This is a genomic window from Virgibacillus sp. MG-45, from assembly GCF_036409425.1.
Taxonomy (GTDB): domain Bacteria; phylum Bacillota; class Bacilli; order Bacillales; family Amphibacillaceae; genus LDC-1.
In genome coordinates this window covers 15,530-31,679 of the sequence record NZ_JAXOFU010000004.1, presented here as the reverse complement: position 1 = coordinate 31,679, position 16,150 = coordinate 15,530, and the positions used below count along the sequence as shown (strand labels likewise).

The following is a 16,150-nucleotide window of genomic DNA, read 5'->3' as shown; positions in this document are numbered from 1 at the left end:
CTTCATTTCTCCTCTGTTAATTATATCTATGCTAACCGAATAAACCTGCTCGTGAGCTTTAATCAAGTAGTAAATAAATATCCATTACTCCTGTGTTTTCAAAATTTGTTGTTAGATGTAAAGCTTTTTCATACCCAGACAATGTCGTTTTTCCTTGCATAATCGTTGGGGCGGTAATATCTGTTTGGATACCATCCTTAGCAATCGTCGTTGCAATGCTTCCTGCTAACATATTTCCTAGCTCACCACTAAAGGAAGCAAGCATATCGCCTTCTAAAGGCATTCCAAACATTCCTTCACCAAGCTTGGCAAACAAATTTGTATCACCAGCAAAAATGAGCTTTCCTTTTACATCACCAGTTACTCCAATTAATACGCCATATTGAAGATGAAGTGAATTCCCTAGCAATTCGGGTTTGCTTAATTGATGATTTACAGGTACAACCGTTTTTAACCCAACAACCGTTGCATTAAGTAGTGCTGTAATTATTTGACCTTTCGTTCTTTCCGTTGTGATTGTCATAAACAAAAACTCCTTTAATTCTTCCTTTTTCTTCAGAAACAATATTTTTCTATTTCGTTTCTTGTTTTTTATCATCGGTTGTTGCTTTATCTGTTGTTATTTCTACATTTGGCAATATAAGTACTTCTACGCGTCTATTTTTCGCCATGTTTTCAGTTGTTGTATTTGGTACAATTGGACGATTATCTCCAAACCCTTTCGCACTAAACCTTTCTGGATCTAACTCCTTGTTCTCCAGTACAAGCTTCATAAAATTTACAGCGCGAATAACACTTAATTCCCAGTTTGATGCAAACACAGCATTATGAATTGGTCGATCATCCGCATGTCCACTAATAACAATTTCATGTGGTGGATTGGTAACGAGAAAAGCAGAAACTTCTTTCGCAATCTTTTTCCCATCGTCATTTACTGTTGCACGACCACTTTCAAAGGTGACATCCGTCAAAATCGAAATTAACAAGCCTTCGTCCGTGAGCTTTGTCGCAATGGCCTCTGTTAAGTTTCGTTCTTCGATATAACCATTAATTTGCATTTGAAGTGTTTGTAAATGCTCAAGCTCCTGTTGTTTCGCATCCTTCTTCGCTTTTTCATCTGTTTTACCTGAATCTTTTTTTAATTCGACCGCATCTGATCCACTATCCAATGGACCCTTCCCACCAGAAAACTCACTTTTAAAAACTGCCGCCAGGTCTTCATATTTTTGAACATTGACTTCACTCATAGCAAATAAAACAATAAACAAGGCAAGCAATAATGTAAGGAGGTCCGCATACGGTAGTAACCAGCTTTCACTCATCTCTTCTTCGTGTTTTTGCTTATTTTTCCGGCGCATCGGCTTCCATCCTTACTGCTTCATATTCCTTTGTTGACAAATAAGAGCTAAGCTTGTCTCGAACAACGATAGCTGAATCTCCGTTTGTAATGGATAATATCCCTTCAACCATGATTTCTTTTATTTCAATCTCTCGCTTTGATTTTTCTTTCAACTTATTTGCAAAGGGATGCCAAAGCACATATCCAGTAAAAATACCGAACAATGTAGCAATAAAAGCAGCTGAAATAGCGGCTCCCAATGTTTCCATATCCGCTAGATCGCCTAAAGCCGCGATTAATCCAATAACTGCTCCTAATACCCCTAATGTCGGGGCATATGTACCCGCTTGTGTGAAAATAGCGGCACCTTCCTGATGTCGTCTTTCCATTGCTTCAATCTTTTCTAGCATGATTTCACGAATAAAATCCGGTGTTTGCCCATCGATAGATAGCTGCAAACCAGAAGCTAAAAAAGCATCATTTACACTTGTAACCTGCTTTTCGAGAGATAAAATTCCTTCTTTTCGCGTTTGTTCTGCCCACTCCGTGAACATAACAATTAAATCCTTTACATTTTGTTGTTTTTCTTCTACGAACACCTTTTTGATTAACATAGGTACCTTTCGAATTGCTGATGCAGGAAATGCAATTAATACAGATGCTGCAGTTCCTAAAAATATAATTAATATCGCGGCTGGATTAAATAGTGCAATAACTTGTACTCCTTTTAATACCATCCCGACCCCAACAGCTACAATTCCTAAAATAATTCCTATCCATGATGTCTTATCCATGTGTTACCCTCCATTTTCTATTTAAAAATGACTATGTTTTATCATTCCATAGCCAAACATAAGCAGCATGTTTTTCATTTGGCAACGATTTATTCATCACAACTATGTGACTCTGCCTCTTATTTTTATGTTCCACCCTTTCAAATGGTTTTTCTTTTTAACATACAAAATCAGCTTTATTTCGTTCTTCCAACAAATGATTTTCTATTTATAGTTCGTTAGATAAGAACATTATTTTTCGATATTTTCACCCTAAAACTATTATTCTCCTTTATTTAGCATGAACATTTTTGTAGTAGACAACTTGTCTAGTCCCTGTATTATATATCGGACAGATTCCAATCAATATGTAGGTATTTTGTAATAGAAAGAATTAACTGAAAATTCATTCATAGATATTAAGACCTATCAAAGAGATAATACGCATGAGAAAAGTCTGTAATTAAAGGGGTTCTAGGTATATTTAACTGTTAAACATGCATCTTTTTTTAAATAAAAAAAGCGAGAAAGGAAAACGACAAATCGTTTCTTTCTCGCAATAGTTCCAGAGGACTTTTTCAGTGCCCTATGTAGCCTACTTCTGTTTTTTTATGCTATAAACTTACCCATTTATTTTTAACTGCCATTAAAATAGCATTCGTTCGATCCTTAACTTTTAACTTTTTCTTAATTGATGTAACATGATTCGTTACTGTATGTCTAGAGATATAATGCTTAAGCGCGATTTCATCACTATTATATCCAAGCGCCATTTCCTCAAGAATGATCCATTCTCTTCTCGTTAACAGGCCTATTGGACGTTGTTTTTTACACTGAAAAGTTGAACGATAATCCTTCAGTAGTCTTTGTGAAAGCAATGGATGAATATATGTATTGCCTTGAACCATTATTTTAATCGATTGCATAATCTCTTCTTTTTCCATATGTAAGAGCAGATAACCATGAAGATGCATTTGAAAAAATTTCTCTCGATTCTCACTTTTCTCATCTGTCATCATAACTGCAATTGGTACATTATTTTCTTGAAAGAAAAAAATCAATCCATCTACATCTCCATCATATTCTTCATGAATGATAGCTAAATTACATTGGTATGATTTCTGTTCTAGATTTTCTTGCAATGTATCATCATACAATTTACAAGTGAAGGTTGGCAGTTCTCTTTCAATAACTTGGACAAGTCCCTCCGCCATTGTTTTATATCTATTAATGATTACAATATTACCCAATATCTTTTCACTCCCTAAAAAAAATCACAATGTATATTGTAAACGTTGTTCTCGTACGGAGCAAGAAAACGCAAATGTATGATATTGGAAAAAGAATGAAACACTATGCGTTTAATACATGCATTATCGGTAAGTCATTGGCATAATCTATTACATAATTTTTTTTACTAGATTGGATAACAATTTTACCTCGATGCTTGAATGGTTTTTTTTCAAAAGTTACTGTATTTTCTCCCATAACACACTCAAACAGCTTTATAAAATCTGCATGAAGACCATGACCAGTTGAATAGAAAGTAGAATGATCTACCTTCGAATTATCTATGAGACGAAATTGACAATGCGCAATCGAATCACAAAACCTTCTTTTATCATTCATATTAACTAGTTCGTCTGATATACCTTGATAACATATGATGTTAGCGTTGTTATTAAACCCTTTATAAAGCGTTGTTAAATTTAATACAGCTTTATCATACTGGAAGGTATTTGCAAAATAAGGAAACTTAATATACAGTTTTAGCCCCGCTATCTCTTGAACTAAAAATCTCGGTGTTTCAATGTATACTGGCTTCAACCATGCAGAATTATCAATGATTAAAGAAAATAGCTGAGGAGCCATTCGATTACATAAATAAGCTAAATACGCACCATGTGAATGACCATATGCTATTACTTTATGCTCGTTAAAGGATAACCCATTATCCTTTAAAATAGCTCGGACTGCATAAAAGGAAGATAATATGTCCAACGCTTGCATAAACCCCATATCATTAAAGGAATGAACATTCTCATCCATGACCTCGGTTACAAGTAACGCGGGTAACGTATGAGACAGTACTTCTAGTACATGCTCCGTCAAACCTTCTTTTTCAAGTAAATCTTTGTGTTTATCTGGCAGCTTCTGTTTTAATGCATCCATCTCTTTTTCTGCTAAACGAACTTCTTTCGCCTTTTGCATATAGGCATTACCAAAGTAATCACACTGAATAACAACAAGATTATACTTATCGGCAAATTGTAAACGCATTTTTTTATACACTTTTGATTGTGCATTGCCTCCAAAACCTGGAATAGTTATTAGGATACCTGTGTTTTCATTTATTCCATTTGAAGGCTCTGTAAAATAAACTTGAAGGTTTCGTGGTTCTTGTGATTCTGTGTAAATATTATAATGTGCAGGCAGTGAAAATTGATGCTCAATAGCCAAAGCAGTTCCTCCAATACTAGTCTTGTATACCTTCGATAACGCTTGGTATCAAGTCTTCTAATTCCCTACTTCCATTTTTACATTGTTGTAGAAAAGTGGCAAAGGATGCCGCAATTCGTTTTCCCTTGATAAGAAAATCCCTTTCTCCATTCAATTCATTAATTTCGTTGGATAAAAAGGTTACATGCACACGTATAAAATAAGAAAGAAAATAGTTAAAATACGTATTTTTAACCATTTCCGCATAAAGGGAATCAAAGCTTTGTAAATGCTTTTGCATTTCAACTCTCTGTTTCTTTGCGGTAGAAGTCTTTATTTGTACAATTAACCCTTCAAATCGTTTCAATAAAGCATGAAACGATTGGATACTTTTTTGAAGCTCCGTATATTTCTTCTGAATTCCTTTCTTTTCATAACTTGGTACCAGCTTGGCGTCGATTTTCGTGTCAAGTGGTTTGTCTAGCAATGATTGAATGACTTCTTCTAATGGTTGAAAAGGAACGCCTTTAATTGCTGCGCCACCCTTTGTTGTATTGATAAACCGAGTTGCTTTATAGTAATCAGCAAAGCTTTCAATACCTTCTCGCATTTTATTAAAGCCAACATTCGTTTTAATTTCATTTCCATACACATCAAGCGTTGTAATAGCATGTTCTAACTGTTCTTTGTCAATTGTTGATTGGATATGATCGTATGTAACTCCTTCTGAATAAAGGCGATTATGTAAATAGCCAAGGTTCTGACCTGCAAATATAATTGGCGAAGCCCCAAGCTTATTTAATATTTGAAATGTCATAACAGCGATAGATGGGGCATCAAGTATTAAATCTTTTTCAACATTTAATTGGTCTTCCAAGAAGTAGAAGGATGTTCGATCCTGTGTCGTAATAAAATGCATTTTCGGCCCCTTGTATTTCTGTAATGTTTCATAGCCTACACTAGAGCCAAACACCATTGGAATGTCTTCAATACCTTTCTCAATCATTTTTTTAAATACGTTTTGATTCGTCTCACTTGGATCATAGGTAAATACTGCATCTGGTAATATGTCAAACTCAAGCAAGGAATTTATTGCAGACCCTACCGAAAAAATATAAGCAAGATTATGTTCCTTAATATATCTTATATTATCGATTTCTTCTTTTAAGGATGGTCCCGCCGACACGATAATAGCAGGCTTCCCCTCGAATTGCTTTCCTATATCATCATGAAGTAGATTTGGTGTCTGTAATACATGTTCAAAATTTAGAAAACTATTTTTGATCCATCTTTTTTGGTAATTCACATTTGTATATAAGTTTGTCCGTCGATCCAATATCGCTTGTTTAATCTTTTCACGGAATTTTTTCGTTTGTTCTGGAAAAACAGTTTCATAGCTTGGCAACATAATGATATGTATCGCTTTGTTATTCCGTTGAAATTCGTGAATATATGCATCCGTATTATTCGGATAATCAATGTAAAGCGCCTTTAAGTTCTCTGTCGCCATCTCCTGTAACAATTTATTCGCTGTCATTGCTGAGAAAATTTCTGGAACGGGCTCAAACAACGAATACGAGTTCCCAGGAAATTGAGAGATAAATCTTTCGACATGATATCCCATTCCTATCCCATAAAAAAAGACATGTGTATCCTCCGTAATCGTGTCAGCATGAGAAGCAATAATTCGCTCTGCTTCACGAACAGGATCATACATGCTATGGATCATTCGCTGCTTGTCTGATTCTATCTCTACTTGAATCGTTTTTGGCCCTGATTTGGAATCAATAACTTGAAAATCAGCTATGTTATATTCATTCTCTAACATCGTTTTACGAAGCTGTGGGAATCTATTTCGTAAAAACAGTGTATTATCAATTAGCATAATTTAAATACTCCTTGTCTTCTAAAGAAACAGCTAAACTAGCTGCTAACATCTCAAGTGCTGGCGTGACTTCATAAGAAAGAATATCTGAGATCAAGATAAAATCCTGCATCTCAATTGCTTCCATTAATTGTTGAAAGCTTTTTTCACATGCAGTGATGGCCTTCTCTACATCTTCCCAATGTGCTGGCTTTTGCTCAATCGATTTCGTTGTCGCCATAAATTGTAAAATCCATTGCATGCCTTCTGCTAATTGATCAATTCCATTCCATGTTTTGTCGGTAAATTGTTCATAGCTTGCATCTACTAATTCTTTTAGTGCAGGTACAGCACCATTCAAATAATTATTTATAGATTGCATTGTTTCCCATAGCATTTCTTTTTTCGTTTTAACAATAACCTCAACCAATTGAATGGAATCGCCATGCGCATTAAAGTATTCCTCATGCTTTTCATATACTTCGATGCCATCTACAAGTAAGTGACTAAAAACGAGTTCCTTTTCTTCTATCAATTTATTAACTTGTTCATAAATGACTTGGATTGCATTTTCCTTATTATCGAGCACCATAAATTCATTATTTATTTGTAATTGCATAGTATCCTCCAGGTAATGTCTTTTCTATTATTATCGGATAGTTCGAATCGACTTTCAAGCACACACCATGATTTTTTCGTGACAGACAAATAGAAAACAAATATAGTAGAGAGTGGAGGTGTTTTCCTTGCGTATGACAATAATAGATACAAAAACCGTACCAACAATAAAAGTTGAACATACAGATGCATCAAGCCCGCTCATATTTCATAGTAAGTATAATCCACTTCGCGAGGCAGATGCTTGGGTAGAAAATGCACGAAAACATTTAAATAAAGACAAAGAAGTGACTGTGGTTGGAACTGGTGCTGGCTATCATATTTTAAAGCTTGCCGACGCGATACCTAATCTTCCAATTCGTGTACTCGAATTTAATGAAACGTACTTTACATGGTTCCAGAAAAGCGAATTCATGCCCCCTATTAAAGACAAAGCGAACGTAGAGCATATTTGTTTTCCGACATTATCAAAAGAACAGCAAGAAGGGCTTTTCACAAATATTTCAACGCGTAATTTGCTCATACATAAAAGCGGGTTGGATATCATCCCGACCAGATTTGCCACAATTAGAACAATGCTAGAAGACATTCAATTTCAAAATAATTCACTCCATAATCAGCTTAAGAGGCTAGAAGAAAATTTTAAGCTGAATACAAAAACAACCTTTAAAGGAATTGCCACCTTTAAAAATAAATATAAAGGTTCACCAATGATATTGATCTCAGCTGGTCCTTCCTTAAATAAACATATGAAGCGATTAAAGGAGATTCAACAGGAAGATAAATTTATTCTAGGAGCGGTCGGTACTGCATTAAAGCCTTTACTAGCACATGGAATAACACCTGACTTTTTTTGCTTAATTGATGCGAATCCACAAACAACAAGCCAGTTAAACGACGTTTGTTTGCCGAATACACCTTTATTTTACTTGAGTACAGCGTACCATGAGACAGTTGCCCTACATCAAGGGCCTAAATATATAATGTGGCAACGCGGTTTTCTCCCTGCAGAGGAGTATGCTAAAAATTGTGACGACCCATTAATCGAAACCGGTGGCTCTGTTGCTACAGCACTACTTGATTTGATGGTTTATTTTGGTGCAGAGCAAATCGCTCTTGCTGGACAGGATCTAGCATTTACCGATGGAGCAAGTCATGTACAAGGGGCACATCTACACCGTGCTATTGATACTTCATCCACTTTACACGAAACACTTGACTATTACGGTGAAAAAATGATTCCTACGGCAAGAAACTTATCAATTTATCGAAAATGGTTTGAACAATATGCGAAAACGCATCCGAATCTTGCATTATATAACTGTACAGAAGGTGGCGCATACATTAATCATTGGCAGCATGTTTCTTTACAAACATTTGTTGAAAATGCGATAAAAAAGTAGCGTATAAAGTTAACCTTTAAAAACATGAAAAAATGCGTTCCATAAAATATGGAACGCATTTTTTGCTTCATATGTCTTAACGAAGTAGTTGAAGAACACCTTGTGGTTGTTGGTTAGCTTGTGCAAGCATAGCTTGTGCAGCTTGAGTAAGAATGTTGTTCTTCGTGAATGCCATCATTTCTTTTGCCATGTCAACGTCACGGATACGAGACTCAGCAGCAGTTAGGTTTTCAGCAGAAGCACCTAGGTTGTTGATTGTATGCTCTAGGCGGTTTTGGTTAGCACCAAGCTTCGCACGCTCAGCAGATACTGCATCAATTGCTGTTTGGATTGTAGTAATCGCTGTGTTTGCAGTAGCTTGACCACTAATTGAAAGTCCGCTTACACCTAATCCACTTGCAGTCATAGAAGCGATTTCTAGTGTAATAGATTGACCAGAGTTAGCTCCAATGTGGAAAGTTAAAGCATTAGCTGCTCCACTTAAAGAACCGTCAAGTAATTTCTTCGTGTTGAATTCTGTATTGTTTGCAATACGATCGATTTCTTCTACTAATTGGTCAACTTCTTTTTGAAGCTCTGCACGGTCACTTGTAGTGTTTGTATCACTAGCACTTTGAACAGCTAGTTCACGCATACGTTGTAAAATGCTGTGTGTTTCGTTTAAAGCACCTTCAGCAGTTTGGATTAAAGAAATACCATCTTGTGCGTTTTTAGAAGCCATTTCAAGACCTCTGATTTGTCCACGCATTTTTTCAGAGATTGCTAGACCAGCAGCGTCATCTCCAGCTTTGTTAATACGAAGACCGGAAGAAAGCTTTTCTAAAGATCCTTGTACTTGTGTGTTATTACCTGATAGTTGGCGGTACGTATTAAGTGCCGCAATGTTGTGATTAATTCTCATGATTAATCTACCTCCATGTATTTTTAGTTTTACGATCCACATCCTTGTGTCTCGCATATATAACAACTCTATAGAGAGTTATTACCCATTTAAAGTGAAATCATGGCTGCATGCCTTTTTAAAAAAGCACGTTTAACATGTTTCATTATTATTATCGGCATCCCACAAAAAATGTTTAATAGTTTTTTTATTTTTTTTTAGAAAATCTATTTTAATTGAAAAATCCTTGTAGATTGAAGAAATTATGCTTTCATTGAACTCAACCATTTTCAATCATTTGATTTAATTGATCAATCGTCTCGGTAACCGTCGTCGCTCCCTCAGCAATTTGACAAATCACTTCATCAAAGCTCTCTAAATCCTGTTGAATGCTTTCATTGCTTTGTTCCGTATTAACCATCCCTTCATGAATCGTCGTAAATGTTTGCTCTGCTTCCTTTAAACGTACGCCCATTCCTGTAAGATGACCTTCCACCTCTTTAATGGAAGCTGCACTTAACGTAATTTGTGTGTTTGTTTGATTTACGAGCTCTGTAACATCTGTAACAGAATGCGCTGTTTGTTCGGATAATTTGCGTATTTCATCGGCAACGACCGCAAACCCTCTGCCATATTCTCCCGCTCTTGCGGCCTCAATAGAAGCATTTAGTGCAAGCAAGTTCGTTTGCTCTGCAATAGATTTTACAATTTGGATGATTTCTTTTATTTGTGTTGAGCGTGCTTCTAATCCTTCCATATCCTCAATTACTTTGCTTGCACTTACATTAACGCGTTGTAGTGAATGTTCCATTTCTCCTATACGCATTTTCCCATCTACAGCAGCATGTAATGCGCCTTCAGCAACCTCTGTACTTACCTTTGCATTCGCTGTAATTGTTCCAATTTGCGCAGTCATCTCTTGTAAAGAAGCAGTCGTATCCTCTGTCATTCGTCCGAGATCAGTTGCTGTATCGTCAAGCTGCTGAATTAATCGTGATTTCGCTGCAGAAACTTCCTCCCTTTCACGATTTGCTTCTTCATCATAGGCTTCTAATACAACCTGCTGTTCTAAATTTAATAGCTTATTAATTACTTTTAGAATGTTTACACGATCTTTTTGTAAATGGAATTGCTTTATCAGTATTTCCATTAGACCATTAAAGATTTTCTCAAAGGAAGCGATATACCACTTTTGGGTTAAGCCTATTTTGACATGAATTTTTGCAATTATCATGCGCTTTTTCATATAATCTTCATCTAATACGCCATTAAACATTTCAACAATATGTTTCGTTAATGTCGTTTTCAAACGACTAATCGAGCTGTTTGCGCTAATCAGTTCCAATAGTTTTGGATTATGCTCCAGGTTTTGATAAAAATGATCTACAATCTGTGATACGTCTTTTTCTACAAATGGCTTTAAAACTTGAGCAATAGCCAAATCTTCAAGCGATAAATCTAGCATTTTTAATTGTTTTTCTAAATCGCTTCCCTTTGTCACATGAAGCTGTGGTGATGCTTCCTCTAATAACCCCTCCAATGTATTTCCTTTTGTTCGTGATGCTTTTTTTTGAAATAGCTTGGTTTTCATGAAATTCTCCTCATTTTAAAAGTAATGTTCCCTGTTATTTATCGGTTTTTTTAATATAAAACTTTATACCCAGGATTAATTTTCCAATTATGAATAAATAATAAATAATTTTTAAATTTTTTTTACATATTCATGCAATATGTACCGATATAAGAAGTAGAAGAGTAATTATTTAATAACGCCTCGAATTCTTAGTTTAAAGCAGGTGCTCCGAACTAAATTCTATTACCGCAAACGCTTCTTTAATGTCACTTAAAACAGGTGGATTCATCGTCATTATGTTGTAATATTTATAATAATAGTTATTTAGACCTATTTAATAAATTATGGTGTAATAATAGGAATATATACCCACCAGCATTAAAGCATATAAAAAACACAGCAAAGGTATGGTGATTGAAATGGCATATACGCAATCTGAATTGTTATTCTTAAAATTAGTTGGTGATCATTTAAAGTTCTATCGATTAGAAAAAGGATTTACACAAGAGGAGCTTTCTGAATCAGCAGGATTTTCTCGGTCCTACTACACAGAAATAGAAAACGGGAAACGAAATGTCTCTATTTTGAACCTTTACAAGCTTGCATCTGCTTTAAACGTACCAGTAAAAGAGCTAATCAATGATGCGAATGCGGAAATAAGTCCGCTTAAAACAAAGTAATTTTAGCGCCTATTCTTCATAATGTAAGCGCTCGTAAAAACATGTCTTTATATCATCATCTTTTATTCCTACATAATGGGCAATAATAACATTCAACAGGCTTCCTTCTTGGGGCCTCTTCTTTAATTACTGTTAAAAAAATCTAGATACTTTCCTCTACCAAATTCCTACTTCTTTTTCCCTCATTATATTTACTTTCCCAACTTTTTTAAGACATAAGATGGATGGACGCATTTAATTTCAATCGCTTATGTTTAATTATGAAAGCACTTTCATTGATAAAAGGGGGGTATATCTAGGATGTATAAAAAGTTTTTATCTATCATTTCCAGCTTATTGTTGCTTATCATAATAATCCCTAATGATGCACTTGGTTTCAATCAGACCTATGAAACAAATCAAAGGGAAATAGTCGTCCCTTCGAAAAAAACGACGCAATATCCATTTCCTTGGGACAAGCCCGGAAGACTGTCACCTGTTCTCCACCCAGGTTCTGCGTCGGGTGCTGGCATGCGAGAAGAGCCGCTACAAGAAATTGATAGCGTTATGGAAGGAATGATTGAGAATGGCACAATGCCTGGAGCAGTGACTCTTGTAGCTCGACGAGGACATATTGTTCAACATAAAGCTTATGGACATAGTTATCTATACAAAGATGATCGCTTTACAGAAGCAGAAGAACCAATTCAAATGAAACGTGACACGATATTTGATCTCGCCTCGATTAGTAAAATATTCACGACAACAGCTGCAATGAAACTTTATGAAGAAGGTTTGTACGACTTAGATGATCCTGTTGCAGCTTATCTTCCGGAGTTTGCTCATAATGGAAAGGAAGAAGTTACGATTCGTCAGCTCATGACGCATACTTCCGGATTTGCACCGAGCGCACCTGTTTATGATGTAGAGGGAGATCGGGAAACTAAGTTACAATATGTACTGCGCTATCCTTTAGCTAACACTCCTGGAACAACATATACGTATAGTGATTTGAATATGATTACACTTGGTGTATTAATTGAACGGCTTTCAGGTCTCAGACAGGATGAATATGTAAAAGGAGCTATCATTGAACCATTAGGAATGACAGATACCATGTACAATCCACCAGCATATTTAAAGGAACGAATAGCAGCAACTGAATTTCAACCTTGGACAGGACGAGGGATTGTTTGGGGAACTGTTCACGATGAAAAAGCATGGGCATTAGAAGGGGTTGCTGGACATGCAGGTGTTTTTTCCACCGCTTATGATTTAGCTAAGCTCGCACATATGTATGTAAATAAAGGGTCTTACGGTGGAAAGCAAATTTTAAAACCAAGTACGATTGAACTTCTTACTGAAAACCAGCTTCCAAATTTCCCAGGTGATGATCATGGTCTCGGCTGGGAGCTTAATCAAATGTGGTATATGGATGGTCTAACAGATAAAGCTACGATGGGACATACAGGTTATACTGGAACATCAATCGTGGTCAGTCCAAACAACGGAACAATTGCAATCCTTCTAACGAATCGCGTGCATCCGACCCGAAACACGGTTTCTACCAACCCTGCACGCAGACAGCTGGCACAACAGGTCGCAGATGCTATCCCTGTTGCAATGCCTTCTAAAAAAACAAAGGCTTGGTTTTCTGGCTATGGAAGCAATATTGATCATCAGCTCACCACGACCGTTTCCTTGAAGAAAGATGCATTGCTGTCATTTCAGGCCTGGTATCGTACAGAAGAGAATGCGGATATTGGTTATGTGGAAGTTTCCAATGATGGTGATCATTGGTCAACTGTATTAACTTACACAGGAAATAGCAGAGATTGGGAAACCGACCACGTCGTCATTCCAAAGGATACAACGCATATTCGTATTCGCTACCAAACAGATACGTATTACAATGGACGAGGTATCTATATCACAAATACGTCTCTATCCTATGCCTCTGGTCTAAAAGAATGGATTCAATGGAATGCAGACGGCTGGATCGAACGAAATTATTAACAGGAGGGATAAGGCTCATGAAAAAAACATGGATGACTCTGTTAACTTTAATCTTCGCGTGTATTTCATTTACGTATTTGGTTGCTCAAGATACACCAGCAACGAACGGTAAAGGAAAAAAACAATCTTTCCAGCTTGGTGTAGAAGCTTTATTAAGCGACCAAAAAGATTTAGTTAAAGGAAAGCGAATAGGACTAATTACTAATCCAACAGGTGTTGATCAACAATTAAATAGCATTGTGGATGTTCTTTACAAGGATCCAGAAATCGAATTAACTGCTTTATACGGACCTGAGCATGGTGTCCGTGGTGATGCACAGGCAGGAGAATATGTTGAATACTATATTGATGAACAAACAGGGCTTCCTGTATACAGTTTATACGGGAAAACCCGAAAGCCAACTCCAGAGATGCTTGAAAATGTCGATCTTCTTCTCTTTGATATTCAAGATGTTGGCACTCGATTTTATACGTATATCTATACGATGGCCTATGCCATGGAAGCAGCCCAAGAAAACAATATCCCTTTTGTTGTTTTAGATCGTCCTAATCCTTTAGGAGGTCAAAAAGTAGAAGGTCCTGTACTAGACCCGGCATATAAATCCTTTGTTGGCAACTATCCTATTCCACTTCGACATGGAATGACTGTAGGAGAATTAGCACTCCTATTTAATGAAGCATATGACATTGATGCAGATTTAACGGTAATCAAAATGAACGGATGGAAACGATCAATGGATTACTCGGATACACCACTCTCATTCGTTCTACCATCTCCAAATATGCCTACACTTGATACTGCCTTTGTTTATCCTGGCGCAGCATTAATTGAAGGGACAAATATATCAGAAGGAAGAGGAACTACGAAACCTTTTGAACTAATTGGAGCACCATTTATTAATAGTACAGCTTTTGCTGAGGCAATGAACAATATACACATTCCTGGGGTAAGGTTTCGAGCAGCCTCCTTTACACCAACTTTTTCAAAGCATAGTGGGACATTAAGTCATGGAATTCAAATCCATGTAACGAATAAAAAAGTTTACGATCCTGTTACTACCGGATTGCATATCGTTAAAACATTGCATGATATGTATCCAGACGATTTTCAGTTTAGAGCGGAAAATAGCGCTGGTATTTCATTCTTTGACAATTTGATCGGAAACGGATGGGTTCGAGAGGAAATCGAACGTGGAACATCTGTTGCAGCAATTGAAAGGAGATGGAAAAATGAATTAAAAGCGTTCAAACATCTTCGAAAAGACTATTTATTGTATAGATAGAAGGAAAGATACGAGTGACATTTTTCCTTTTTAAAAAACTAAAGCCTTAACTCTAAATTTCATAGAGTTAAGGCTTTAACTCAACTTTATTGTTTATACACTTTACCTTACATGATAGTCGAACATTGATTAATAACACGTTTTTAGTATTCATTTTCTATTAAAAACTCCATAGAAAATTGTTTCTTTTTAAGCTTTTTATCCTTCCATCCATTGAATCCGAAACTTTTGATCACCAGAAACCCATTGCAGTACACGCAAGTCATCTTCTATGACCCTTCCTATCACATTCACTTTTTCATCAGCTGGCAAATTAGACAATGTAATCTGTAATTCTCCTTGATAACGTCTATAATTCTCATTATCAATTGTGATTGTTCCCCTTGGACGTTCAATACAATTTTCGGGTTTGATTGATTCCTTGCCAATTGATGCATAGTGCCTTGACTCTACTGACCTAATACAATCTCTCGCATTATCTGAACGATTTGTATGCACCCCTGCTACCTTCTGTATTATACTTTTATCTTTTAGCTTAACTGGTTCTGCACGAAGCAATATTTCTCCATCCCTATATGCTTGAAACTGTTTTAAGCTATCCGTACTAATTTCAATATCGCCTATTATTATTTTCTCTACTTTGCCTCTATTTTTCAGTTCCAAGAATGAAGAAAATGGAGATGCGTTTCGATGCGCTTCAAGAGTAGGCAATGTATTATATAGTGGACCTCTTAATGTATGGTCACCGGGAATAAATGCCATGATAGCTACCCCTTCATCTTTTAACCAACTATTTCTATTTTGAAAATCAGTCCAGCCGAGCCCAGTCTCCGGACGTGGGTAATAATTATGCCATGCTTCAACGTTTTCTACTACTAATCCTTTTTGTTTTAATTCATCTATTAGCTTCGGAGTTATCGTACTTGCATTTAACGCTATTTTCATTTTTTTCGACAAACGAACAATATTTTCCTCTGCCACACCATAATCAATTCGTAACCCTGTTAATCCCCAATCAAGCAATCTCTCAGCATTGCTCCAATCATACCCTAGCGTTTGTAACGAAGCTGGAGAAATATCAGCCATAAGCTCCATTTCCAATTCTTTAGCGAGTAGTCCTAAATCATATAATTGTTTTCTATAAATTGAATGATCATCCTCTGGAATATGAAGGGATGTAAAAATAGATTGAAATCCACATTCCTTCATTTTTCGGATATAAGGAGCTTGGTCACTTATAGGACCATTCCCTAAATACACGGATATCCCTATCACTTCGATAACCTCCTGCGTGAAAAAGAGG

Annotated in this window: 14 protein-coding genes; 4 read left to right on the top strand and 10 right to left on the bottom strand. The window is 36.3% G+C overall.

Translation table 11 applies throughout. The features are described from left to right. Nucleotides 1-58: 58 nt before the first annotated feature. From SPK86_RS05560 to SPK86_RS05530, 7 genes are all read right to left on the bottom strand, one after another. Nucleotides 59-523 carry a chemotaxis protein CheX gene (locus tag SPK86_RS05560; RefSeq protein ID WP_284139224.1) on the bottom strand — a complete coding sequence of 155 codons (465 nt, stop codon included), beginning with the start codon at nt 521-523 and terminating at the stop codon, nt 59-61. A gap of 49 nt (nt 524-572) precedes the next feature. After that, a complete protein-coding gene (gene motB, locus SPK86_RS05555; RefSeq protein ID WP_330948830.1) occupies nt 573-1,358 on the bottom strand; it encodes a flagellar motor protein MotB in 786 nt (261 codons plus the stop codon). After that, nucleotides 1,342-2,133, bottom strand: a complete 792-nt coding sequence (gene motA / locus SPK86_RS05550) for a flagellar motor stator protein MotA (protein ID WP_330948829.1) — start codon at nt 2,131-2,133, stop codon at nt 1,342-1,344. The genes motB and motA overlap by 17 nt, the downstream gene beginning before the upstream one ends. A 593-nt stretch (nt 2,134-2,726) precedes the next feature. Continuing rightward, a complete protein-coding gene (locus SPK86_RS05545; RefSeq protein ID WP_330948828.1) occupies nt 2,727-3,362 on the bottom strand; it encodes a helix-turn-helix transcriptional regulator in 636 nt (211 codons plus the stop codon). 103 nt (nt 3,363-3,465) lie between these two features. Continuing rightward, on the bottom strand, nt 3,466-4,572 hold the full coding sequence (locus SPK86_RS05540; protein ID WP_284139220.1) for a DUF2920 family protein: 1,107 nt from the start codon (nt 4,570-4,572) through the stop codon (nt 3,466-3,468). Between the two features lie 16 nt (nt 4,573-4,588). Further along, entirely contained in the window at nt 4,589-6,436 is a 1,848-nt protein-coding gene (locus SPK86_RS05535) for a motility associated factor glycosyltransferase family protein (protein WP_330948827.1), read from the bottom strand. Further along, on the bottom strand, nt 6,426-7,034 hold the full coding sequence (locus tag SPK86_RS05530) for a hypothetical protein (RefSeq protein WP_284139218.1): 609 nt from the start codon (nt 7,032-7,034) through the stop codon (nt 6,426-6,428). Before SPK86_RS05530 ends, SPK86_RS05535 begins: the two co-directional genes overlap by 11 nt. A gap of 133 nt (nt 7,035-7,167) precedes the next feature. Between SPK86_RS05530 and SPK86_RS05525 the strand changes: the two genes are divergently transcribed. After that, nucleotides 7,168-8,436 carry a motility associated factor glycosyltransferase family protein gene (locus tag SPK86_RS05525; RefSeq protein ID WP_330948958.1) on the top strand — a complete coding sequence of 423 codons (1,269 nt, stop codon included), beginning with the start codon at nt 7,168-7,170 and terminating at the stop codon, nt 8,434-8,436. 76 nt (nt 8,437-8,512) lie between these two features. Here the strand turns inward: SPK86_RS05525 and SPK86_RS05520 are convergent, their stop codons facing one another. Both SPK86_RS05520 and SPK86_RS05515 read right to left on the bottom strand, forming a co-directional pair. Beyond that, nucleotides 8,513-9,337 carry a flagellin N-terminal helical domain-containing protein gene (locus tag SPK86_RS05520; RefSeq protein ID WP_284139217.1) on the bottom strand — a complete coding sequence of 275 codons (825 nt, stop codon included), beginning with the start codon at nt 9,335-9,337 and terminating at the stop codon, nt 8,513-8,515. 259 nt (nt 9,338-9,596) lie between these two features. Continuing rightward, on the bottom strand, nt 9,597-10,907 hold the full coding sequence (locus SPK86_RS05515) for a globin-coupled sensor protein (RefSeq protein WP_330948826.1): 1,311 nt from the start codon (nt 10,905-10,907) through the stop codon (nt 9,597-9,599). Between the two features lie 401 nt (nt 10,908-11,308). On the opposite strand from SPK86_RS05515, the gene SPK86_RS05510 reads away from it, so the two are divergent. From SPK86_RS05510 to SPK86_RS05500, 3 genes are all read left to right on the top strand, one after another. Further along, nucleotides 11,309-11,569, top strand: a complete 261-nt coding sequence (locus tag SPK86_RS05510) for a helix-turn-helix domain-containing protein (RefSeq protein WP_284139215.1) — start codon at nt 11,309-11,311, stop codon at nt 11,567-11,569. A gap of 300 nt (nt 11,570-11,869) precedes the next feature. Beyond that, a complete protein-coding gene (locus SPK86_RS05505) occupies nt 11,870-13,564 on the top strand; it encodes a serine hydrolase domain-containing protein (protein WP_330948825.1) in 1,695 nt (564 codons plus the stop codon). Nucleotides 13,565-13,581: 17 nt separating this feature from the next. Next, the gene (locus tag SPK86_RS05500; RefSeq protein ID WP_330948824.1) at nt 13,582-14,847 is read left to right on the top strand and encodes an exo-beta-N-acetylmuramidase NamZ family protein; all 1,266 of its coding nucleotides are present in this window, start codon (nt 13,582-13,584) and stop codon (nt 14,845-14,847) included. A gap of 198 nt (nt 14,848-15,045) precedes the next feature. Here the strand turns inward: SPK86_RS05500 and SPK86_RS05495 are convergent, their stop codons facing one another. Further along, nucleotides 15,046-16,122: a DUF871 domain-containing protein gene (locus SPK86_RS05495; RefSeq protein WP_330948823.1), complete on the bottom strand. Its 1,077-nt coding sequence runs from the start codon at nt 16,120-16,122 to the stop codon at nt 15,046-15,048. Nucleotides 16,123-16,150: the final 28 nt, after the last annotated feature.

Bases quoted from the DNA above. Each gene is read 5' to 3' on its own strand.
- SPK86_RS05560 (WP_284139224.1), bottom strand. From the start codon at position 523: ATGACAATCACAACGGAAAGAACGAAAGGTCAAATAATTACAGCACTA.
- motB (WP_330948830.1), bottom strand. From the start codon at position 1,358: ATGCGCCGGAAAAATAAGCAAAAACACGAAGAAGAGATGAGTGAAAGC.
- motA (WP_330948829.1), bottom strand. From the start codon at position 2,133: ATGGATAAGACATCATGGATAGGAATTATTTTAGGAATTGTAGCTGTT.
- SPK86_RS05535 (WP_330948827.1), bottom strand. From the start codon at position 6,436: ATGCTAATTGATAATACACTGTTTTTACGAAATAGATTCCCACAGCTT.
- SPK86_RS05530 (WP_284139218.1), bottom strand. From the start codon at position 7,034: ATGCAATTACAAATAAATAATGAATTTATGGTGCTCGATAATAAGGAA.
- SPK86_RS05525 (WP_330948958.1), top strand. From the start codon at position 7,168: ATGACAATAATAGATACAAAAACCGTACCAACAATAAAAGTTGAACAT.
- SPK86_RS05520 (WP_284139217.1), bottom strand. From the start codon at position 9,337: ATGAGAATTAATCACAACATTGCGGCACTTAATACGTACCGCCAACTA.
- SPK86_RS05515 (WP_330948826.1), bottom strand. From the start codon at position 10,907: ATGAAAACCAAGCTATTTCAAAAAAAAGCATCACGAACAAAAGGAAAT.
- SPK86_RS05510 (WP_284139215.1), top strand. From the start codon at position 11,309: ATGGCATATACGCAATCTGAATTGTTATTCTTAAAATTAGTTGGTGAT.
- SPK86_RS05505 (WP_330948825.1), top strand. From the start codon at position 11,870: ATGTATAAAAAGTTTTTATCTATCATTTCCAGCTTATTGTTGCTTATC.
- SPK86_RS05500 (WP_330948824.1), top strand. From the start codon at position 13,582: ATGAAAAAAACATGGATGACTCTGTTAACTTTAATCTTCGCGTGTATT.